Annotated in this window: 27 protein-coding genes; 21 read left to right on the top strand and 6 right to left on the bottom strand. The window is 61.5% G+C overall.

Going from position 1 to position 21,347, the window contains the following annotated elements:
* The first annotated feature begins 5 nt into the window (after positions 1-5).
* A complete protein-coding gene (locus MCG44_RS02155) occupies positions 6-2,981 on the top strand; it encodes an S-layer homology domain-containing protein (protein ID WP_240286567.1) in 2,976 nt (991 codons plus the stop codon).
* Between the two features lie 74 nt (positions 2,982-3,055).
* Here MCG44_RS02155 and MCG44_RS02150 read toward each other — a convergent pair whose 3' ends face one another.
* From MCG44_RS02150 to MCG44_RS02130, 5 genes are all read right to left on the bottom strand, one after another.
* Positions 3,056-3,535 (bottom strand): hypothetical protein, encoded by a 480-nt coding sequence (locus MCG44_RS02150; protein WP_240286565.1) that lies wholly within the window; start codon positions 3,533-3,535, stop codon positions 3,056-3,058.
* A 218-nt stretch (positions 3,536-3,753) separates the two neighbouring features.
* Positions 3,754-5,481: a phospho-sugar mutase gene (locus tag MCG44_RS02145; protein WP_240286563.1), complete on the bottom strand. Its 1,728-nt coding sequence runs from the start codon at positions 5,479-5,481 to the stop codon at positions 3,754-3,756.
* A 93-nt stretch (positions 5,482-5,574) separates the two neighbouring features.
* A complete protein-coding gene (locus MCG44_RS02140; RefSeq protein WP_240286561.1) occupies positions 5,575-6,468 on the bottom strand; it encodes an RluA family pseudouridine synthase in 894 nt (297 codons plus the stop codon).
* On the bottom strand, positions 6,465-6,890 hold the full coding sequence (locus MCG44_RS02135) for a hypothetical protein (protein ID WP_147572339.1): 426 nt from the start codon (positions 6,888-6,890) through the stop codon (positions 6,465-6,467). Before MCG44_RS02135 ends, MCG44_RS02140 begins: the two co-directional genes overlap by 4 nt.
* Complete coding sequence (locus MCG44_RS02130) at positions 6,887-7,090, bottom strand: helix-turn-helix transcriptional regulator (RefSeq protein WP_147572340.1); 204 nt, start codon at positions 7,088-7,090, stop codon at positions 6,887-6,889. The genes MCG44_RS02135 and MCG44_RS02130 overlap by 4 nt, the downstream gene beginning before the upstream one ends.
* 172 nt (positions 7,091-7,262) lie before the next feature.
* On the opposite strand from MCG44_RS02130, the gene MCG44_RS02125 reads away from it, so the two are divergent.
* From MCG44_RS02125 to MCG44_RS02030, 20 genes are all read left to right on the top strand, one after another.
* Positions 7,263-7,556 carry an XRE family transcriptional regulator gene (locus tag MCG44_RS02125; RefSeq protein ID WP_240286559.1) on the top strand — a complete coding sequence of 98 codons (294 nt, stop codon included), beginning with the start codon at positions 7,263-7,265 and terminating at the stop codon, positions 7,554-7,556.
* Positions 7,553-8,815 (top strand): PBSX family phage terminase large subunit, encoded by a 1,263-nt coding sequence (locus tag MCG44_RS02120; protein ID WP_240286557.1) that lies wholly within the window; start codon positions 7,553-7,555, stop codon positions 8,813-8,815. Before MCG44_RS02125 ends, MCG44_RS02120 begins: the two co-directional genes overlap by 4 nt.
* A gap of 97 nt (positions 8,816-8,912) precedes the next feature.
* The gene (locus tag MCG44_RS02115) at positions 8,913-10,052 is read left to right on the top strand and encodes a phage portal protein (RefSeq protein WP_240286555.1); all 1,140 of its coding nucleotides are present in this window, start codon (positions 8,913-8,915) and stop codon (positions 10,050-10,052) included.
* Positions 10,049-10,981: a hypothetical protein gene (locus MCG44_RS02110; RefSeq protein WP_186852872.1), complete on the top strand. Its 933-nt coding sequence runs from the start codon at positions 10,049-10,051 to the stop codon at positions 10,979-10,981. The genes MCG44_RS02115 and MCG44_RS02110 overlap by 4 nt, the downstream gene beginning before the upstream one ends.
* 56 nt (positions 10,982-11,037) lie before the next feature.
* Positions 11,038-11,424 carry a hypothetical protein gene (locus MCG44_RS02105; RefSeq protein WP_240286553.1) on the top strand — a complete coding sequence of 129 codons (387 nt, stop codon included), beginning with the start codon at positions 11,038-11,040 and terminating at the stop codon, positions 11,422-11,424.
* Between the two features lie 21 nt (positions 11,425-11,445).
* Positions 11,446-12,459, top strand: a complete 1,014-nt coding sequence (locus tag MCG44_RS02100) for a phage major capsid protein (protein WP_186852870.1) — start codon at positions 11,446-11,448, stop codon at positions 12,457-12,459.
* Position 12,460: 1 nt separating this feature from the next.
* The gene (locus tag MCG44_RS02095) at positions 12,461-12,811 is read left to right on the top strand and encodes a hypothetical protein (RefSeq protein WP_147572346.1); all 351 of its coding nucleotides are present in this window, start codon (positions 12,461-12,463) and stop codon (positions 12,809-12,811) included.
* Positions 12,811-13,128 carry a hypothetical protein gene (locus tag MCG44_RS02090; protein ID WP_147572639.1) on the top strand — a complete coding sequence of 106 codons (318 nt, stop codon included), beginning with the start codon at positions 12,811-12,813 and terminating at the stop codon, positions 13,126-13,128. Before MCG44_RS02095 ends, MCG44_RS02090 begins: the two co-directional genes overlap by 1 nt.
* Positions 13,125-13,628, top strand: a complete 504-nt coding sequence (locus tag MCG44_RS02085) for a hypothetical protein (RefSeq protein ID WP_147572347.1) — start codon at positions 13,125-13,127, stop codon at positions 13,626-13,628. Before MCG44_RS02090 ends, MCG44_RS02085 begins: the two co-directional genes overlap by 4 nt.
* Positions 13,625-14,683 (top strand): phage tail sheath subtilisin-like domain-containing protein, encoded by a 1,059-nt coding sequence (locus MCG44_RS02080; protein WP_240286551.1) that lies wholly within the window; start codon positions 13,625-13,627, stop codon positions 14,681-14,683. The genes MCG44_RS02085 and MCG44_RS02080 overlap by 4 nt, the downstream gene beginning before the upstream one ends.
* A 51-nt stretch (positions 14,684-14,734) precedes the next feature.
* Positions 14,735-15,124 carry a hypothetical protein gene (locus tag MCG44_RS02075; protein ID WP_147572349.1) on the top strand — a complete coding sequence of 130 codons (390 nt, stop codon included), beginning with the start codon at positions 14,735-14,737 and terminating at the stop codon, positions 15,122-15,124.
* Positions 15,125-15,126: 2 nt separating this feature from the next.
* On the top strand, positions 15,127-15,510 hold the full coding sequence (locus tag MCG44_RS02070) for a hypothetical protein (protein ID WP_240286549.1): 384 nt from the start codon (positions 15,127-15,129) through the stop codon (positions 15,508-15,510).
* Complete coding sequence (locus tag MCG44_RS02065; RefSeq protein WP_240286547.1) at positions 15,504-15,758, top strand: anaerobic ribonucleoside-triphosphate reductase; 255 nt, start codon at positions 15,504-15,506, stop codon at positions 15,756-15,758. Before MCG44_RS02070 ends, MCG44_RS02065 begins: the two co-directional genes overlap by 7 nt.
* Complete coding sequence (locus MCG44_RS02060) at positions 15,755-16,321, top strand: hypothetical protein (protein ID WP_147572351.1); 567 nt, start codon at positions 15,755-15,757, stop codon at positions 16,319-16,321. Before MCG44_RS02065 ends, MCG44_RS02060 begins: the two co-directional genes overlap by 4 nt.
* Positions 16,322-16,362: 41 nt before the next feature.
* Entirely contained in the window at positions 16,363-16,935 is a 573-nt protein-coding gene (locus MCG44_RS02055; RefSeq protein ID WP_240286545.1) for a LysM peptidoglycan-binding domain-containing protein, read from the top strand.
* On the top strand, positions 16,932-17,882 hold the full coding sequence (locus MCG44_RS02050) for a hypothetical protein (RefSeq protein WP_147572352.1): 951 nt from the start codon (positions 16,932-16,934) through the stop codon (positions 17,880-17,882). The genes MCG44_RS02055 and MCG44_RS02050 overlap by 4 nt, the downstream gene beginning before the upstream one ends.
* A gap of 11 nt (positions 17,883-17,893) precedes the next feature.
* Positions 17,894-18,280 carry a hypothetical protein gene (locus MCG44_RS02045; RefSeq protein ID WP_147572353.1) on the top strand — a complete coding sequence of 129 codons (387 nt, stop codon included), beginning with the start codon at positions 17,894-17,896 and terminating at the stop codon, positions 18,278-18,280.
* 10 nt (positions 18,281-18,290) lie between these two features.
* Complete coding sequence (locus tag MCG44_RS02040; protein ID WP_147572354.1) at positions 18,291-18,665, top strand: hypothetical protein; 375 nt, start codon at positions 18,291-18,293, stop codon at positions 18,663-18,665.
* Positions 18,662-19,717 carry a baseplate J/gp47 family protein gene (locus MCG44_RS02035; protein WP_186852954.1) on the top strand — a complete coding sequence of 352 codons (1,056 nt, stop codon included), beginning with the start codon at positions 18,662-18,664 and terminating at the stop codon, positions 19,715-19,717. Before MCG44_RS02040 ends, MCG44_RS02035 begins: the two co-directional genes overlap by 4 nt.
* Entirely contained in the window at positions 19,714-20,277 is a 564-nt protein-coding gene (locus tag MCG44_RS02030) for a DUF2313 domain-containing protein (protein ID WP_240286543.1), read from the top strand. Before MCG44_RS02035 ends, MCG44_RS02030 begins: the two co-directional genes overlap by 4 nt.
* Positions 20,278-20,319: 42 nt before the next feature.
* Here the strand turns inward: MCG44_RS02030 and MCG44_RS02025 are convergent, their stop codons facing one another.
* On the bottom strand, positions 20,320-21,258 hold the full coding sequence (locus MCG44_RS02025; RefSeq protein ID WP_240286541.1) for a D-2-hydroxyacid dehydrogenase: 939 nt from the start codon (positions 21,256-21,258) through the stop codon (positions 20,320-20,322).
* Between the last annotated feature and the right edge of the window lie 89 nt (positions 21,259-21,347).

Genomic DNA, 21,347 nt, shown 5'->3' with positions numbered 1-21,347 from the left:
CCCGAATGAGAAACCTGAAGCGGGCCCTTAGCCTGGCTCTGGCTTCCGTCATGGTCATGGGCCTGATGGTAGTCGGCACCGGCGCGGCCTACGACGATGTGTCTTCCAAGCAGAATCAGGAAGCCATCGAAGTTCTCCAGGAAGTCGGTGTTATGACCGGCGACGAGAACGGCAACTTCAACCCCGACGCACTGGTCACCCGTAATGAGATGGCCGTGGTCATGTCCAACCTGATGGACTACCGCGTAGCCAACTACAAGGGCACCAGCCCCTTTACCGATGTCCCCGCATGGGCTGAACCCTATGTAGCCGCCTGCTACACCAACGGCATCACTTCCGGTGTCAGCGCCACCACCTACGGCGGTGACCAGTCTGTCACCACTGCCCAGGCCGCTCTGATGCTGATGAAGGCCCTGGGTTACTTCCAGTTCCAGTCCGACTTTGAGAATGACTGGCAGTTCTCCACCATCAAGCAGGCCAACAAGATCGACCTGTTCATCGATGTGGAGTCCGGCGTCATCGAGCCCATGACCCGCAACGACCTGGCTCAACTGGTGCTGAATACTCTGAAGGCCGGCACTGTTGAGGCCGACAACGACACCATCAAGGTTGACGCCGACGGCGTCAAGGTTGAGGCTGGTAAGGTCAGCTACAACTTCATCACCAGCGGCGAGTCCTATGCCGGCGCCATCAAGGGCCTGACCACCGCCGGCACTGTTGTCAACTCCGGCACCCGGATCGTGGAGCTGGGCGAGAAGCTGTATCAGGGCGATCTGAAGATGTACGAGGATCGCAGCGACGACTTCGGCCGTCCCGGCACCCGCTGGACCTACAAGACCACTACCATTGGCACCTACTCCGATACCCCCGCCGCCACCTACACCGCCAAGATGAGCAAGGACGACCTGTACGACCTGCTGGGCAAGGACGTGGTGGACGACTATCGTCTGGATCTGTTCGTTGACGGTGTGAAGGTTGCCGACGAGGTCGCCATCACCACCACCTACGCTCAGGCCAACTCCTCCTCCGCCTCCTGCCAGAGCGGCAAGGGCGTGCTGACCGAGGTGTATACGGACGCCGACAAGGAACTGGTCACCGTCACCGTGTCCAACACCTATCTGATGCAGGCCACCGGCGACTACAACGAGAGCAAGGGCACTGTGGCTGTCACCACTCTGACCACTCCCATTGGCGGTCTGACCAACAGCGTCAACTCCCTGGCTGACGACGACTTCGACTCCGTCAAGGATATGGCCGAGGACGACTACATCCTGTACACCTACGCTGGTGGCAAGGTTCAGTCCGCTGTGAAGGCTGAGGTCCTGACCGGCGAGGTCACCGCTTACTCCACCGCTACCAAGACCTATGGCGACGCCGGCGGCAACGTGACCATCGACGGCACCAAGCACGACTACGCCAAGTTCGCTGAGGTTGACGGCGACAACGGCTGCGCCACCGAGTTCTCTGTGGGCAACAACGCCGCCATCGTGCTGGATCAGTACGGCTATGCCCTGTATGTGGACGACGCTTCCCTGTCCATGGGCAACTATGTCTACATCAACGGCATCGCCAAGGAAACCAACCTGTCTACTAAGGACATCTCTGACGCCTACTTCTCCGATGGCGCTAATGAGACCATCACCATCAAGGAGCTGCGGGACGCGGCCGGCCAGAAGCAGACAATCACTTATGCCAGCGGTAACCGTACCGATAGCTACAACGGCTGGTACTCTTACAGCAAGAACAGCAAGGACGAGTACACTCTGACCAAGGCCGCTACTGCCGATACCAGCACTGATACCGCTATTGAGAACAACAAGGTGAAACCCTTCAGTGACAAGACCGTGTCCTGCAACAGCAACACCGTGTTTATCGTGAAGGACAAGAACGACGACATTACCATTTATACCGGCATCGTCAACGTGCCTGATATCACCATCGACACTGCGAACGACGGCAAGATTGCCTTTATGCGCGATAAGGACAACAACACTAAGGCAGCCTCTCTGGTCTTTGTGGACACTGGCGACAACGGCCGCGTGAAGAGCACCACCAACAGCCTGCTGTACACCGTGAAGAAGGATACCACCTTTGTGGACAACAGCGACAATGAGAAGGTGGAGCGCTGGTTCGTGGTCCTGGACGGCGAGCTGACCAAGGTGGAGACCAAGGAGCGTTGGAGCAAGGGCAACCTGTATGAGGATTACTCCATTGACGCTGACGGCTACTATGAGACCGGTTCCGCCTTTGACACCCCCGACGATGCTGATAAGGAAACTGTTGCCTTGAACGGCGATGCCATCACTCAGAGCGGCGATACCCTGACCCTGGATACCACCTCCCTGGTGATTGGCAGCGACAGCGAGATTACTTTGATCATGCTGCCCGCTAACAAGGGCGACCGCTACCCCCTGTCCGGTGAAGTCATGAACGACAACAACGCCGACTATCAGGTGGAGCAGAACATCGCCGCCAAGACTCTGGCCAACACCTTCAAGGACCGCACCGTGACCGGTAATGCCTATGTCATCTATGATGACAAGAACGACAGCGATTTGGCCGCCCGGATCTACGTGGTCGTGACTGAGTGCTCCACCGTGAACGGCGGCAGTGTCACTCCTCCTGTAACCGGGTATGCGATTAGCAATACCAACAGCGGCGCTGTTTCTGTTACCATGGACAAGAACAAGGTGACCATTGCTAACGTCAAGGTCGTGGATAGCAACGGAGCTAACTACAATTATGGTTCTGCTACTCTGAATTTCAAGATTGAAGTTCGTGACGGCGGCTATCAGGAAGAAGTTTCCTTTACTGCTCCTGCCGCTACCGCTAATCAGAGTGAGTACGCCGGTTGCATGATTGACGGCGACTTCACCCTGCCCTATGAGCTGGCTGCCGGAAACTATCGTGTCACTGTTACGGTTAGCAACAACACTATTGGTACTCTGACCATCGGCGTCGGTACTGCCACTGTTGCATAACTGATAAATCTCTCATTATCTCATAGCAACGAATTAAAACCACCCCCGGACTTCGGCCCGGGGGTGGCTTTTCCTTATCCAACAGCCAGATAGTGATAGGTGGTATCCGCTGAATTGCAGGATACCCCGGCGTACTCCCCTATTCTGGTTTCGTACACTGTAAAGCCCGTATCCGTCACCTCCACACCGGGGTAATACTCATAGGGGGAGGAAATTGACCGGCGATATCGGTGGCTGGCAGAATGGCCGGGGAGGGCCAGACCGCCGAACATATAGCCGGAGGAATTGGGGCTGTACATCAGGCCGCTCTGGGTCATGGTCAGGACCGCCTTGGGAGCAAAGCCCAGGGGGATGGTCTGGCTGGCGGCTCCATTCCCCTGATAGGTCCCGGTGACAATTTTGGGGATGGCGGAGCGAAGCTCCGCCCGCTCCTGGGCCGCCTGGGCCATGGCGCTGTCCAGCTTGGCGTTGTCCTGGTTGAACTCCGCACGGAGCACCTTGTCCTCCGCCTCCCATTGATTGAGGTGGTAGTGTTGTGTCTTGTTCGTTGACATGGTAGTTCCTCCTTTAATTAAAGTTATTGTTTTGGCTCTCTTTTTTTGGAGGGGCTGTCAGCCATGGGCTTCCACCGAAGTGCCCTCTACCCGACACAAAAAACCGCCCCGGAGTGGGACGGCTGCATACATTTTTTGGAAATCATAGGGCAATTTTGTCCAAAACAAGGCCCGCCGGTCCATAGGACCGGCGGGCCTTGTTTGATTCAGTCACAGGTTCAGCCTTTGAGACTCTCCGCCCAGACGGAGTATTTGGACACCTTTTCGTCGCACTCAGCCTGGGTCTGTCCATTGGCCAGGATATAGACCTTGACCTTGGGTTCGGTGCCGGAGGGTCGGACAATCAGGCTGGTCCCGTCGGTCATCTCATAGCGCAGGACATTGGAGCCGGACAGCTCCATAAAGGATTTGGAACCATCGGCCACAGCGACTACGGAGCCATCCTGGTAGTCCTTCTGCTCCTTTACCGCCACACCGGCAATCTCCACCGGGGGCTGGGAGCGCAAGGACGTCATGAGCGCGGCCATCTTCTTTAGCCCGTCCAATCCAGGCATGACCAGATTCAGGGTCTTTTCCCCGTAGCAGCCGTACTTTTGATAGAGCGCCTGGAGGGCATCGTAGAGCGTCATGCCCTGAGAGGCGTACCAGGCAGCCATCTCGGTGAGCTCCACACTGGCGGACACAGCGTCCTTGTCCCGCACATAGTCACCCAGCATATAACCGTAGGACTCCTCGTAGGACATGATGACGCTGCCCTGGCCGCTTTCCTCCAGCTGGTCCTTCTTCTGGGCCAGGAACTTGAAGCCAGTGAAGGTGTCATAGCACTGAAGGCCGTTGACCTCGGCCACCTTACGGGCCATCTCGGTGGTGACGATGGTTTTCAGAGCTACGGGCTTGTCCGGCATCCTGCCTGTGCGGCGCTTGGCTCCGATCAGGTAGTCCAGCAGCAGTACGCCGGTCTGGTTGCCGGAAATGACCTTAAAGTTGCCGTCCCCGGTCCTGACCATGATGCCCACCCGGTCCGCGTCCGGGTCGGAGCCCAGGATAAAGTCCGCCCCATGCCGCTTCGCCAGCTCCACCGCCAGGGCAAAGCCCTCTGGGTTTTCCGGGTTGGGGGAGACCACGGTGGGGAAGTTCCCGTCCACCACCATCTGCTCCGGAACGCAGATGACGTGCTTCATGCCCAGACGGCGCAGGGCCTCGGGAATCAGTTGGTAGCCGGTGCCGTGGAAGGGGGTATACACCATTTTAAAGGTGTCCGCCACCTGCTCCACCACGGCTTTGTCATTGACCTGCTCCATGACGTTGGCCAGGAATTTCTCGTCAGTCTCCGCCCCCATGAGGACGATCTGGCCGCTGGCTACGGCCTGGTCGTAATCCATGGTTTTTACACAGGCAAACACGTCCAGCTCCTTCATCTTTTTGGCCACCTCGTCGGCGTGCCTGGGAGGGAGCTGGGCCCCATCCTCCCAGTAAACCTTATAGCCGTTATACTCCTTAGGGTTATGGCTGGCGGTGACATTGATACCGGCGATGCAGCCATACTCCCGGACGGCAAAGGAAAGCTCCGGCGTGGGGCGGAGCGCCTGGAACAGACGGACAGGGATGCCGTTGGCGGCCATGACACAGGCGGCCTCTTTGGCAAAAATATCAGAATTGTTCCGGCAGTCAAAGCAGATCGCCACCCCCCGGGCGGCAGCTTGGGGCCCCTCCTCCAGAATCACCTGGGCAAAGGCCTGGGTGGCGTGGCGAATGACATGGACGTTCATCCGGTACAGTCCCACCCCCATGGTGCCCCGCAGGCCGGCGGTGCCAAAGGAGAGCTGATCGAAGAAACGGGATTCGATCTCCTTGGGGGCGTTCTGGATGGACTCCAGCTCCGCCTTCTCCGCGGCGGAGAGGGCAGGGCTGTGGAGCCACTCCTGGTATCTATCTTGATAGGACATAGAAAAATCCTCCTCTGGTGGTAAGATCAGGTTTCGCCCACAGTATAACACAGAAAAAGGGAAATTTCCAGCCGCATTTGGGGGAAAACACCTCTAATCAGAGAGCAGGGCGGCCATATCCCCTGGCATCGGGCGGGAGAAGGACAGAAGGCGGCCAGTCAGGGGGTGAAGGAAGGAGAGCTCCGCCGAATGAAGGGCCGGGCGAGAGATCAGCGTCCGGTCTTCCCTCCCATACAGGAAGTCCCCGGTAAGGGGGTGGCCGAGATAGGCCGTGTGGACCCGAATCTGGTGGGTTCGGCCGGTATCCAGCTCCAGACGGAGGAGGGAGCGGCCACTGTGGGCGGACAGCACTCGATAGCGCGTGCGGGCCGGCTTGCCGTCTGGGCGGACCATCTGCTCCACCAGAGACCCGTCCTTCGGCCCCAGAGGGGCGCTGATGAGGCCGGAGGGGGGCTCCGGCCTGCCTTCACAGACCGCCAGATAGGTCCGTCGGAATCCCTCTGTGTGGAGTTGGCGTTTCAGAATCTCCTGGGCATGAGGGTGTTTGGCCGCCACCAGCAGGCCGGAGGTGCCACGGTCCAGCCGATGGACCGGGTGAAAGTCCGCAGAATCTCCCTCCAAATCGTAATGCCAGAGCAAAAAATTACCCAGAGTATCATTATAATGCCCCGGACCGGGATGGACGGGGACACCGGGGGCCTTATTCACTACTATCAGGTCTTCATCCTCGTAGACGAGGTCCAAGGGGCCGGGGGCCGGGACAATGCCGCTGCGCCGCTCCAGGTCATCCAGCCGGACGGAGAGAAGCTGGCCCACCTGGGGGCGGGCATCAGTTTGAACCCGCTGTCCATCCAGAAGAATGCCGTCCGGCCACCACTTAATCCGGCGGACCACCGTGCCCGACAGTCCCAGCCGCTTTTTTAAAATAGTGTCCACTTTGCTCCCCTCCAGCTCCGGGGAAATGGACAACTCCAACCGGCGGCTCACAGCTTTTTGGTCCAGCGGTTCACATTGACCATGTAGAACACACAGTGGAGGGTGATGACGACCGCCACTAGAGCGGTGGGAAATCCGCTGCCCAGCACCAACGTAAGAAAAAATACCGCCCACAGAAGATATAACGTCCAGTACCAGCTGGAATAGGCCGCCTTTTCCCGGATGGATACGTTGCGTTCGTCCCGCTCCGCTCGCTCAATCTCCTTCCGCTCCTCCGGGGTCCAGGTCCGGTCAAAGTGGGCCATGAGGAGCCGGCTGCCGGAGAGACCGCCCAAAGCTCCGGCCAGGCCAAAGCACAGCCCACTGATAGGGGCCGTGAGGCGGTCCCCCAAAATAACCGCCGCTACGCCAAGTCCAACGGCGATCCCCAGACCGATCCCAGGGAAAAAATTTTTTGGTGGAAATTTTTTCATGGCTCATCCTCCTCAAACAAAAAGACTTCCTCGATGGTCAACCCAAAGTATTTGGAAATGCGGTGGGCCAGGAGAAGCGAGGCATTGTACCGGCCGTTCTCCAGGGAAATAATGGTCTGACGGGTGACGTCCACCTCGTCCGCCAGCTCCGCCTGAGAGATACGGCGCTCCTTCCGAAGCTCCGCGATGCGATTGGTCACCCAGACACCTCCTTTCGAGATGTAAAGCGCACTTTACAACAAGAAGTATAGCACACTTAACATTTTGTGTCAAGCTGACTTTACTATTTAGAAAAAATTTTCATTTTTGCTCCTGCATGGACGGGAAGATACAACTTTTGGGGCGGGAGGGCACAGGGTGAGGAGGGATAGGGTGGCAAAGAAAAAGCTCCCTGGGAGGGAGGATATTTTAGAACGGATGTGGAAGCTGGCTAACGCCAGGGTGGAGGACGCGGTACGGCTGGCCTGCTGGCCGGAGGAGGAGCCGGGGCGGCTGGAGAAGTTGGAGCTGGACGGGCTCACCGAATTTAAGCGGGGGGCGAATGGGGTCATTGAGCTGAAGTTTACCGACCGGGCCAGATTGCTGGAGCTGCTGCTGGACGCGGCGGAACACAGCGGTCAGGAACAGGTGGATTGGTTCCTCCAGGCTATGGAGGGGCAGGAGTGAGAGAGCTGGTATTTTCCCCAAAACAACGGCGGGTGCTGACCTGGTGGCGGCCAGGATCTCCGGACCGGGACAGGCAAGCTATTCTTTGCGACGGGGCAGTACGAAGCGGCAAGACACTGTGTACTGGCCTGTCCTTTTTTTGCTGGGCCATGGTGTCCTTTCACCGGAAGAACTTTGCCCTGTGTGGCAAGACCATCCAGTCCATAGGCCGCAATCTGCTGGAGGAACTGCTGCCTCTGCTGGATGATATGGGATTCCGGTGCGAGAAAAGGACGTCCAAAAACCTGCTCACCGTCCGACTGGGGGGACGGGTCAACACCTTTTATCTGTTTGGAGGGCGGGACGAGGGTTCAGCGGCTTTGATCCAGGGGGTTACGCTGGCGGGAGCCCTGCTAGATGAGGTGGCGCTCATGCCTCGGTCCTTTGTGGAGCAGGCTGTGGCCCGGTGCTCGGTGGCGGGCAGCAGACTGTGGTTCTCCTGCAACCCGGAGTCTCCAGCCCACTGGTTTTATCAGGAGTGGGTACGAAAGGCGGAGGAGAAGAAAGTCCTGCGCCTCCCTTTTTCTATGGAGGACAATCCTGGGCTGACCCCTGAGGTACGTGAGAGATACCGTACCATGTTTCAGGGGACCTTTTACCGGCGGTTCGTTCTGGGAGAGTGGGTAGCCGCCGAAGGGCTGGTCTACGACTTTCTGGACGAGAGCTTTTGGAAAGAGCCCCCGGAGAACGGATTGGAGCGGTGGCACATCTCTGTGGACTATGGAACGGCCAACCCCACCTCTATGGGGTTGTGGGGACAGCGAGATGGAATCTGGTATCGGGTAAAGGAGTATTACTACAACTCAAGAGAGGAACACCGGCAAAAGACCGACGAGGAGTACGCCGACGACCTAACGGCTCTGGCGGGTGGACGGTCCATCCAGGGAGTAGTGGTAGACCCGGCTGCGGCCAGCTTCCTGGAAACTCTGCGCCGCAGGGGATGGCGGGTGCTGCCGGCTGACAACCGGGTCCTATCAGGTATTCGTCTTACCGCCAGGCTGCTAAAGGCCGGAAAGCTGGTCGTCTGCGCGGGATGCACGGCCGCCATCCGGGAGTTTTCCCTTTACCACTGGGACCCGGACTGCCAGGGGCGGGACCAGGTAAAAAAGGAGCACGACCACGCTATGGACGAAATCCGGTATTTCGCTGCCACGGTGGCCGCCCGAGAGGAGAGACGAGGCGGTCTCTACGCCGGAGTGGTAGAGCGGAGCGGGTTTTAAAGACATAGTTCTCCCTTATTTTTGCGGCGGGAGATCAGACCCTGATTACCAATAGAGGCTGGTACTCTCAGATAATCCATAGAAAGGAGCAAACAGCATGAAATGGTGGGAACGAAAGCGGCGGGAGCCTCCCGCCCCGGTGGTCCAGGTACGGCAGGGAAAGGGACAGCCCTTCGGGGCGCTGGACCGTTATGTGCCCCTGAGCTCCGGTGAGGTGGAGCTGTACCGGGCGATCCGGGAGGGGGTCCCCCTAGTGGACGCCGCCATCTGGAAGCTGGTACGGCTGTGTGGCGGGACGACTCCCCGGTGTGGAGACGGCAGGGCTCAGGCGGGCCTGGATCGCTTTTGGCGAACTGTGGACACGGGCTGGGGGCAGCGGGGCGTCCAATCCTTCTTGGACCGGTATCTGGACGACCTGTTCACCTGCGGCCACGGTCTGGGGGAGATGGTGCTGTCCGGCGACGGCAGGGATGTCGCTGCCCTGCTCTGTGCCGATCCAGAGCAGGTAGAGGCGCGGCTGGGGGACAGCCCCATGGACTTCCTCCTGTGCCGAAGAGAGGCGGGGGCAGTCCGGGAGCTACCGTGGCAGGAGCTGCTCCTGTTTACACCATTCCAGCCCACAGGAGACGCCCCCTGCGGGGTATCCCTGCTGCGCTCCATGCCCTTTCTGGCAGGCATCCTGCTGAAGATTTTTCAGGCCACCGGCCAGAACTGGGAGCGGGCAGGTAACCTCCGCTTTGCGGTGGTATGCAGGCCGGGTCAGGGCGAGGAGCCCTTTGCCCAGGAGCGGTGCGGCCAGATCGTCCAGGAGTGGTCCTCCGCCATGGCCGCCGGCCGGGAGGGTCAGGTGCGTGACTTTGTAGCGGTGGGGGACGTGGACATCAAGGTCATCGGGGCGGACAGTCCGGTGCTGGACAGCCAAGTACCCGTGCGGCAGATTCTGGAACAATTAGTGGCCCGGACAGGCATCCCGCCCTTCATGCTGGGCCTGTCCTGGTCGGCCACGGAGCGGATGAGCGCCCAGCAGGCCGACCTGCTGACCAGTGAGATCACAGCCATCCGCCGGACGGTGGAGCCGGCCCTGCTCCGTGTGGCGGAGCTGTGGCTGCAGCTCCACGGCTTTGACGACCGGGTGGAGCTGGAGTGGGAGGACATCGACCTGCAGGATATGGTGGAAGAAGCTCGGGCCGAGCTGTACCGGGCCCAAGCGGACAAGTTGAGGGAGGAAATGGCATGAAGATCATAAAAGAGAGCCAGGGGGGGCAGGAAACAGAGGTGAGTCCGGAGGACCTGGCCCTAATCAACCAGCTGGCCCGCAAAGAGCTGAAGGCGGAGGAAGTGTACACCTTTTCCGTTCGACTGTGTGACGACCAGGTGGACCGGGACTTTGAGCGGTTTTCTCCACAGACTTTGGAGGAGCTGGCCGGACTGTTTGTGGGCAAGAGCGGAATTTTTGACCACCAGTGGTCCGCCCGGGGGCAGTCGGCCCGGATCTATAAGACGGAGGTGATCCGGGAGCCGGAAAAAATCACTCTGGCCGGGGACGGTTACTGCTGGCTGAAGGGCTACGCCTACATGGTGCGGACCGAGAGCGGCCGGGACCTGATCGCGGAGATCGAAGGGGGGATCAAGCGGGAGGTCAGCGTGGGCTGCGCCGTGGAGCGGGCGGTGTGTTCCATCTGCGGCGGGGACCTGCGGACTGGGGACTGCGGCCACCGGAAGGGCCAGGAATACGGCGGAAGGCTTTGTTTCGCCAGTCTGGAAGGGGCGAGCGACGCCTATGAGTTTTCCTTCGTAGCGGTACCCGCCCAGCCCCTGGCCGGGGTGGTCAAAGGGGCGGGGCGGCATACCAGCCTGAAGGAGCTGGTCCGTCAGGCCCCCGGCTGTGCCCTGGAGCTGGAGCGGCTGGAGGAGGAGGCTGAAACAGGGCGGCGCTATCTCTCCCGGCTACGGGAGGAGGTAGTCCGGCTTGGCATGCTAGCCCAGATAGGACTGGACCGGGACACCTTAAAAGGTGTGGCGGCCAAGCTGTCCTGGGAGGAGTTGCTGGCGATGGAAGATGGCTGCCGTCGCCGGGCGGCGGAGCGGTATCCGCTGCTCCCCCAGCTCCAATATCAGCAGGACCAGGCCCCAGAGCGGGACAGGGACAGGGCGTTTTTGATCTGAGGACAGCGGCGGGGGATTTGCCCCGCCCTGCCAAATAAACAGAGGAGGACATGAGGATGAGCAAATTTTCCTTTGAAGAGATGGGAGCGGTGACGGTCAGCTTTGCCGCCGACACCGGCATGAAGGGCGGCCAGGTGGTCAAGGTGACAGAGGATGGCACAGTTGGTCCCTGCGCGGATGGGGACGCCTTCTGCGGCGTGGCTCTGGAGCCCAGAAATGGGGCGGCGGCCGTCCAGGTGAAGGGCTTTACAAAAGTGTCCCGCACTGGGCAGCTGAACCTGGGCTGGGTGGAGCTGGTGGCGGACGGGCAGGGAGGCGTAAAGGCGGCCGAAGCCCCTTCGGTGACTGTGGAAAGCGGAGCGGTCACACTGCCCTCCCCCGCCGGGGTCAGGGCCCTGGTGGTCAGCACGGCAGAGGACGGCACTGCTGTCCTCTGCCTGTAATTTGGAAAGGAGCGTGTGAGCATGGCGTTTTGTTACGATAATCTGAAGCTGGACAAGGGGATGTATCAGGAGGCGGGCAGTACCTTCACCCAGGTGCTAGAGCGCCAGGACCCCAGCGACCAGTACAAGGGAACCAGCCTGGAGGGGCTGGACGCTTTCCAGCGGCAGCTCAAGCGGTTTGATATCCGGGTAAAGGGAGCTGGCAGCGACGTAGTGGAAAAGTTTTTCCGAACCGCCGATTCCGCCGTCCTCTTTCCAGAGTACATCGCCCGGTCGGTCCGGCAGGGTATGGAGGAGAGCGACATTCTCCCCCACATCACCGCCGCTGTGACCCGTTTTGACGGCATGGACTACCGCTCCATCACTGCCGAGGCGGGAGGGGACAGTAAGGAGCTGCGCCACGTGGAGGAGGGCGCCTCCATCCCCGCCACCACAGTGCAGGTCCAGTCCAACCTGGTCCGGCTCCACAAGAGAGGACGGATGCTGGTAGCCAGCTATGAGGCGGTGCGCTATCAAAAGTTGGACCTGTTCTCGGTCACTCTGCGTCAGATGGGGGCCCACATCGCCCGGACACTGTTGGCCGACGGCGTGGAAGTGCTTATCCATGGGGACGGCAACGACAATGGGGCCGAGGCGGACCAGGTTAAGTCAACCGGCACTCTGACGTATGAGGACCTGGTGGACTTCTGGGCCAAATTTGACCCCTATGAGATGAACGCCCTGTTAGTGTCCGGGGATGTTATGGTCAAGCTGCTCAAGCTGACGGAGTTCCAGAACCCTCTTACCGGCCTGAATTTCCAGGGGACGGGCAAGCTGACCACCCCCCTGGGCGCCCAGCTGCTGCGTACCTCGGTCCTGCCTAGCGGCACCGCTATCGGGCTGGACAAGCGATTTGCCCTGGAGATGGTCCAGGGGAGCGACGTAATGGTGGAGTATGACAAACTTATCGACCGGCAGCTAGAGCGGGCCGCCATCACCACGATCTGCGGCTTCGCCAAGATCTTCCAGGGAGCCAGCCGGGTACTGGAGGTGTGACATGACGGAGGAGATCATGGCTCTGTGCCGAGCCATGGGAGCCACCGAGGACCAGGAGGGGCTGTTGCTCCCCTTGGCTCAGGCCAGTGCGCAGGCTTTGGAGCGGCGGCTGAAGCCGGGGACCTCCCCCGGCTTGTGTGGTCCCGCCTTCCCTCTGGCTGCCGCCATGCTGGCTATGGATGGGCTGGAGCGGGCCGTGGGAAGTGGCCGAGTGTCCTCCTTCACCGCCGGAGAAGTGTCCATCCGTATGGGGGGAACGGCCGGAGAGGGCGGCCTGACCGCTACGGCGGAACGGCTGCTGGCCCCCTGGCTGGGAGAGACCGGTTTTGCCTTTCGGGGGGTGCGGGGATGATGGAGCGGGAGTGGCGCTCCCTTCTGGCCATGTACGGCCAGGAGGTGACACTGCGCTTGGAAGGGATGGAGGACCGGCCTCTGCGGGCTTTCCTCCAGCCAGTGCTGGACCGGGAGAGGGAGCAACGCCTCCCTTCTCCCCTGGGCCAGCGTCCGGAGGACCGGTATCTATATCTAGGACCTGCCGACATCCCGCTGGAGGCAGGGCGGAGCCAAGTGGAGTGGAAGGACCGGGCCTTTGAGGTGCAGTCGGCCCATCTGGTGGGGGACAGCCACTGGTGGGCCCTGCTGCGGCCCAGGGACAGGGAGGCAACATGAGCGGAGGACTGGAAAACATCCGGGAACAGATGGTGGATTACCTGAAAGAGCGGGGAGTTCAGGCGTTCGCCGCCTGGCCCGCCGGGGAGCGCCCAGTTCAAGAAGGAGCACTGGTCGTGGTGTCCCTCCGGGGATGTCAGGCCGGTCCCGCCGGCTTTCAGCACTACCTGGGAGAGCGGTATGACGAGAGGACCGGCCTGTGGCAGGAGCTGTACGGCCGAAAGGCCGCCCTGACATTTGGACTGGACTTGTACGCCCCTCGGGGACAGGGGGATGTGGGCATTCAGACGGCCTTTGACCAGGTGGTCCAGGCTTTCGCACAGGGCGCTCCCCAGGGGCTGGCCGTTCAGGAGGTGGCCTGCGGAGAGACAGTCTACGACGGTCAGGCCAAGCGGATGAAGCGGCCCGCCCAGGTGGTATGCCAGGCCTATCTCTACGCCGCGGCCCAGCCCGGAGGGCTCTTTACCGACTTTGAACTGAGAGGTGGAATCAAACCATGAGCATAACAGTACATGAGCGTCCGGGGGTCTACTCCTCCTACGATGCCTCATCCCTGGTCAGCGGACGGGGAAGCGGACGGCTGGTGGGACTGGCGGCAGTCAATACCGTAGCCGCTCCCGGAGAGACGCATATTATCACCAGCTATGACAGGGCGGTGGCCGCCTTTGGCTCGGAAGGGGCGGAGGGCATGGCGGAGCTGATTCGGCTAGCCCTGAAAAACGGAGCCTCCGGTGTGGCCGCTGTGGCGACAGCGGACGAGGCGGGCTATAAGGCCGCCTTCGCGCAGCTGTCAGAGGTGGAGGATATCGCCGTAGTCCTCTGTGACAGCACCGACACAGAGATACAGAAGCTGCTGCTGGACAGCGTGAAAGCGGCCTCGGCGGACCGCCGGGAGCGCCTTGCCCTGTTGGCTGGAGCCAAGGGGGAGAGTGTGGACGACCTGATCGACCGAGCAAAGGGACTGAACTCGGAGCGGGCGGTCCTGGTGGCCCCCGGTGGATTGGACCAGGAGGGAGAGGACATTTCCGGGCTGACCGTGGCGGCGGCGGTGGCTGGAGCCCTGGCGGGGGAATCGGATCCGGCAGTCCCTCTGGGCGGAGCGGAACTGCTTGGACTGTACGGCCTGGAGGGCCGCTATGGAGAAAAGGACCTGGACCGGCTTATCCTGGGGGGCGTTACCCCGGTAGAGCAGGTAGGCGGCACAGTCAGCGTGGTACGGGGTGTGACCACCCGGACTGCCACTGGGGCTGCGGCGGACCCCACCTGGCGGGACCTGGCCACCATTCGGGTGGTGGACGACGTAATCCCATCCCTGCGCCAAGCGCTGGCGGCCAAGTTTCGAAGAGCCAAAAACACACCCCAGAGCCGCGGCGCGATCCGAGCCCAGGTAGTGCTGGAGTTGGAGCAAAAGCTGTCCAGGGAGATTATCACCGGCTATGAGGATGTGGCGGTGAGCGCTGACCCTGAGGAGCCCACCCGATGCCTAGTGGACTTCTCCTTTACAGTGGCCCACGGTCTCAACCAGATTTGGCTGACCGCCCACATCACGGTATAATGGCCCCGCTGAAAAAAGACTGGGGCACAAGAGCGAGAAGGGGGTATTGATATGAGTATCGCTGGCTTTCCCACCAGCAGCGACATCTATCTGGAAGTGGATGGCACCCGGGTCGCGGTAGTCCAGAGCTACACCGCACGGGCTACCAAATCCAGCACTGCCGTGGAGGCCTTTGGGGAGTCGGAGCCGGTGGCCACCGTCCCCGGACAAGCCACCCACGTGGTGGAGCTGACTCGGCTGTACGCCACGGATGAGGCCGTCCGGGACGGCATTGACTTTTACAAGCTGTCCGGTTTCTCCCTGGTGATCTGTAAGCCGGATAAAAAAATCATCTACTCCGACTGCCAGTGGAGCGCCATTCAGGAGAGCGCCACTCTAGGCTCCATGGTGTTGGAGAAGGTAACCCTGGTAGCCTCCCGGCGCATCGAAACGGGGGTATAGGGGTGGACAGTTCTATTTTGGCACGGCAGGACCGCGTCCACCTAGATAACGGGATGGATTTGCGGCTATTGTCCGCTCTGGAGGTGCTCCAGGCCAGACGGGAGGCCGGGGAGCTGGCCTGTGAGGACCGGGAGCGGGCCCTGTGCTCCAACGCCTGCCTGCTGGCCAGGGCCCTGGAGCGGACAGAGAACCACACCCCCGTCTTTCCAGATGGGCAGAGCGTGTTGGCCGGACTGACGGTGGAGGAAATTGGGGCGCTGGCCGCCCGGTGGGCCCAGCTGCGCCGCCGATCCGATCCTGGACTGGATGTGAGCCAAACGGAGTTGGAGGAACTAAAAAAAAACTTCGCGGGGCCCCCGCTGAACGACTCCGATGGCGGGTGCTGAAGGAATTTCACGCCCTGCCCACCGAGGAGCGGGCCAGGGAGATGAAGGGAAGGGACTATCTCTGGTGCCTAGTCCATACTCTGCTGGACCGGGAGGATGAGCTGGAGCGTTTTTGCCCAGAGTGCAGGAGCCGGGGAGCGGAGGAGCGCTGCCCTGTGTGCGGCCGGCCGGCCTCCAGTTGGGCGGAGGGGAGCGTAAACATCTCCTTTGACATGGAGAAATTTGAACAGGGAGCTGGGAAGCCATGACCGACTATTTGGAAGAAGGGCCCGGCCAAGGGGAGGCGCTGCTCCAAGCGCTGGAGGCGATGGTCCTGTGGATCCCGGTCCCGGACGGCCGGACGGCGGAGGCGGATGGGGGCACCTCCCTCCCTGCCACGGATCTTTGTATACAGGGCAGTTTCGTTTCCCCGGCGGATCGGCGGGAGCTGGGCCAGGAAGGCACCCCAGGGGCTTCCACCGGGGCGGAGGCCCCGCTCATCAGAGGGGGAAGGGAGGATGGGGAGGAAGCCCTCCCGCTGCTCTCCGTCCTCCTGGAGCGGGAACGGGCAGCGGCGGCCCTGAATGAAATCAGAACCGCCCAGGAGGCTTCCGGTATGCGCCGGTCCGGAGGAGGCCTAGAAGCTGGGCCTATCCCGCTCCACAGGCCATTTTCCCAAGTTGGCGGGCTGGGAATGGGCCCAGACAGCCGAAGACCGGAGCCGGACTGGGCGAGAGAGGCGGAGAGTTCCTCCGGGCCGTCCATTCGGCAGATGGACCAGGCCTTTCGCCGGGACAGCCGCCGCTATGACGGGGGCTTTTTCCTCTATTGAGCGGGCAGTCAGGCCCGCCGCCACAGAAGGAGGTATGCAGAATGGACCTGTCACCCATGCGTTACAAGAGCTACACCTGGCCCCACAACCCCAGGGTGTACTCCATCGACTATGAGAGAAAGATGGCCGTTCACAAGACACCCTTCGGCCTGTTCCGCCTCCAGGACCTGGGGCGGACCAACCGGATCATGGAGGGGGAGGGGGAATTTGTGGGCCCGGACGCATACAGCCAGTTTGGGCAGTTGGCCAATATGTTCTACAACGGCGGTCCGGGACTGCTGATCCACCCGCTGTGGCAGGCGGCCAACGCCTATTTCGTGTCTTTGCGGCTGGAACAAGAGCCCCGGCCTGACTTTGTGCGCTATTCTTTCACCTTTTGGGAGGACGACAGTTGGTACACCGGCCTGGCGGTCCGGCAGAACCAGGGCGGAGCGGGCGGCCAGACCGCCCAGGAGTGGGAGCCGTCCGCCGTCTACCACCGGGTGGTGTCGGGGGACACCCTGTGGGCGCTGGCGGGACAGTACGGCCTGTCCCTGGACGAGCTGGTAGCCCTCAATCCCCAGATCAAAAACCCGAATCTTATCCGGGTGGGCGAGGAGGTTCGAGTGCGGTGAGAGGCTATGTGACAGACTGGCGGGGCAGGGAGTGGCTGCTGCCCTATCCCACTCAGTGGGAGCTGGAGTATACTGCCGGGGTGCCCTGTGACAGCTTTACTTTTCGCTGTCCTTGGGAGATGGGGGGAGAGACCGCCCCTGGAGACTGGGTCCGCTTTTCCGCCCGGTACCAGGGAAAAGATATGTTCAACGGAGTGGTGGACGAGTGCCAGGTCACGCTGGACCAGGGAGGCTGCCAGCTGGAGATCAGCGGCCGGGGGCTGGCGGCCCTGCTGCTGGACAACGAGGCCATTGGGCAGGACTACGGCACCGCCACCCTGGCGGACATCCTCCGGGACCATGTGACGCCCTACGGCATCCAGACCGCTCCAGGGGCGGCGCTGCCCGCTGTAACCCGCTTCTCCGTGGCCACAGGAAGCAGTGAGTGGTCGGTGGTCTATGATTTCGCCCGCTATTACGGCGGCGTATGTCCCCGGTTTGACCGCCTGGGCCGTCTGGTCCTGTCTGGCTGGCAGGACAGCCAGGAGCGGCTCGTAGAGGATGGAACTCCGGTAACCACTCTGGTCCGCCGGGACCGGCGGTATGGGGTTCTATCCCGAGTGCTGGTCCGGGACCGGTGGTCCGGGGCGGTACAGCGGGTGGATAACGGGGATTTTCTGTCCCAGGGAGGCAGTGCTCGGAGAGTGCTGACTATGCCAGGCCGGAGCAACTATAAAACGATGCGGTACAACGGCCAGTTTCAGCTGGACCGGTCCGCCTCGGAACAGGAGCGGGTGGAACTGACCATCGCCCAGCCCTTCTGCGCCTGGCCTGGAGACCTGGTCTCCATCCGGCGGAGCAAGTGGGACTGGAACGGGCGATACCGGGTACTCCAGTCTGCCACAGGGATGGGTATGGAGGGCGCATGGACCAGGCTGGAACTGGCGCTCCCGGATTTTGTGGTCTGAGGTGATGGAATATGTGGACATCGGAGCGGGGCCGCCTGCCCCAGAGCCAGGAGCCGGCGGCAGAGGTAGGCGTAGTCACGCTGGGAGGAGACCCTGCCGCCGTGGAGTTAGGGGGAGAGCGGCGGTGGCTGCCGGTCTGCGCCCCAGGCGGCTATTCCTGGCAGCCCGGCGCCGGGGACAAGGTGCTGGTACTCAAGGCGGGCGTGGAACGGGAGAGCCCCTATATCCTGGGAAAGATCCAGGAGAATGTTGAGGAGGCGGGACCGATCCGTCTGTTCGGCCCAGGCAGCGCCCTTGGGCTGGACCAGGGCAGAGTGGAGCTGGAGGGGACGGTCTATCTCAACGGCCAGACTCTGGAGGCATATATCCAAAAAATTGTGGCCGAGATGCTGGGGTGAGGAGGAAGATATGGAACGAAAGCTGATTGAGGGGGACTATGTGCCCGACGGGGCGGGAGGACTGACCACCCTCACCGGCAGCGAGGAGGTACTGGCCCGGGCGTTGTACAGGCTCACCGCCCGGCGGGGCGGGCTGCCCTTTCTGCCTGAGCTGGGCAGCCGGCTCTACCAGGTGCCGCGGGAGAAGCCATCGGTCCGGCAGTCCTTGGCTGCCCGGTATGTGGCCCAGGCCTTAGAAGGAGAGCGGGAATTGAAGGTCAAAGACGTAGCCCTGGCACAGACAGGAGACAGAGCGGAGCTTCGGGTACAATTGGAATGGCAGGGTCAGCCGCTCTCCCTGGACCTGGAGCTGTCCCCCCGTGAAGCGGTGGAGGTGACATGGTGAAGACTGTGGAAGAGATCTATCAGGAGATGCTCTCCGCCTATGGAGAGAAGACAGGGGTGGCCCCGGCAGAGGGGTGTGATCTGTCCGCCCGCCTGTATGCCTGCGCCGCTCAGGTCTTTTCCCTTTATGTCCAGGCTGGCTGGGTGGCACGGCAGGCTTTTCCCCAGACGGCGGAGGGGGAGTATCTGGACCGCCACGCCCAGCTCCGGGGGCTGGAGCGGAAGGAGCCGGTGGCGGCGCGGGGTGTAGTCCGTTTTGCTGGCGAAATTTCAGAGAATACGGACCGGCCCATTCCAGCGGGGACGGTCTGTATGACAGCCGGCCTGATCCGCTTTGAAACGATCGAGGATGGTCTGCTAGCCGCTGGACAGGCCCACGTGGATGTCCCGGTCCAGGCTCTGGTCCCCGGCATTTCTGGGAATGTGGCAGCAGGAACCATCCTGTCCATGGCGGTAGCGCCCGCTGGAATATCCGCCTGCTCCAACCCGTCGCCCTGCCAAGGGGGAGTGGACCGGGAGGGGGATGAGCAGCTGCGTCAGCGGGTGCTGGATACTTTCCAGCGGCTGCCCAACGGGGCCAACGCCGCCTTTTATCAGCAGGGGGCCCTGTCCTTTGACCCGGTGGCGGCGGCAGTGGTAGTGCCCAAGCCCAGGGGAACAGGGACGCTGGATGTGGTGGTGGCTACCCACCAGGGGCTTCCAGACCGGGACCTGTTGGATGAATTGGCCAAGTATTTTCAGCGCCGCCGAGAGATCGCTGTGGAGGTCCAGGTGCGGGCGCCCCAGACACAGGCTGTCCAGGTGGCCGTCCAGGTGGCGCCCCACTCCGAATACCGGGCGGAGCAGGTGTTGGAGGAAGTAGAAGATGCGGTCCGGGGCTGGTTTACCGGACAGCGCCTGGGGCATGATGTATTGCTGGCCCAGTTGGGCAGCCTGATCTACGGCTGTGATGGCGTGGCAAACTACGCCATCCTCTCCCCCACCGCTGACGTGGAGGTGGAGCAGGATGTGCTGCCCGTTCTGGATACCCTAACTGTGGAGGAGATGCCATGAGCCACAGCCAATACCTCCGAGATCTGCTGCGTCCCCTGGGAATCTATGACCTAGAGGCACCCTTCAACGGCGGTGAGCTGGATGCCCAGGGGGAGGCTCTGGACAGGGCTATGGCCGCCCTGGAGGAGATCCAGCGGGAGAGCAGCCTGACCACGGCAGAGAGCTGGGGACTGGAACAGGTGGCCCGGCTGTTTCTCCGGCGGCCAGTAGCCACCCAGCCCCGCCCGTTGGCAGATGCCTTGGCTGCACTGCTGCGCATCGGCGGGGACAGCTTTACCCTCGAGGCGATCAACGACACCATCCTGGGCTGCGGCATCCCCGCCAAAGTGGAGGAGCTGGGGGCCGCCGCGGTGGCGGTGTCCTTCCCCGGAGTGGCGGGAGAGCCCTCTGACTTCGGGGAGCTGAAGCGGATCATTGAGGACATCCTTCCCCCTCACCTAGATATTCAGTACCACTTCTGGTATTTAACCTGGGCGGAGTTGGAGGATAAGTTCTCCTGTTGGCGGGATATCGAGGACCGGGACCTGACCTGGTCTGGTCTGGAGACTTGTGTAATATAGAAAAGGGGCCCAACTCCTGGGAGTTGGGCCCCTTTTCTATATTCATCGGACTCGGTTTTTCAGCGGTTCTCCCGCCAGATAGCGCCGTAGGTTATCCTGGGCCATCTGGATACAAACGCGGCGGGTCAACTCCAGACGCATCCCTCCGGCCACATGGGGGGTGATGATTAGATTAGGAATATCCCACAGTGGGCTGTCGGTGGGAAGGGGTTCGGGCTCGGTCACGTCCAGGGCAGCACCCCATAGCCTGCCTCCCTTCATGGTCCGAGCCAGGGCCTCCTGGTCCAGCACAGAGCCCCGCCCGCTGCTGATGAGAATAGCGTCCTCCTTCATCAGGGACAGGCGGCCCTCATCCATAAGCCCGACAGTCTGGGCGCTGTGGGGCAGGACCAGCACCACCACGTCCGCCTGGGGCAGCAGGTCGTCCAAGTGGTCGATGGAAAATACCTCATCAAATCCGGCAATGGGGCCGTTCACTGTACGCTTCAAGCCGATGGTATGAGCCCCCAGCCCCCGGCACATCGCGGCGAAGGTAGCGCCGATGTTTCCAGCCCCTACCACCAGGACGTTGGCGCCAAAGATGGTCTTCATAGCCCCGTGGTCCTCCCAGCGGTGGTCCCTCTGGGCGTCCCGGTAGGTGGGCAGGCGGCGGCAGAGGGCCAGGGTGAAGGAAAGGATATGCTCGGCCACCGACTGGCGGTTGGAGCCGCTGGAGGAGGTGAAGATGACTCCGGAGGGCAGGATGCCCTCCCCCTCGTACTCGTCGGTGCCGGCCCACATGGTCTGGAACCATTTGAGGCGGGCCGCCCCCTTTATGTCCTTGGGCCTGGGCCAGCCCAGGATAACGGTAGCCTGGGCAATCTGCTCCGAGGTGAGTGTCCTTCGGCCAGCATAGACATGAACGGCATCTGGTGCGATGGCCTCAAACTCCGCCTTTTCTGCCTCTGTAACCGGAAGGAGGTTTAGGATATATTCAGACATAGTATTCTCTCCTTAGAGGGAAGAAAACGATTTTAGAAGAATTACATTCATCATACCACACTCTGTCCCCCGCCGCAAGACGGGGCAAA

This window comes from Lawsonibacter sp. OA9 (genome assembly GCF_022440585.1).
Note: the sequence above shows the minus strand (reverse complement) of the source record. Positions and strands in the feature narration are given on the sequence as shown.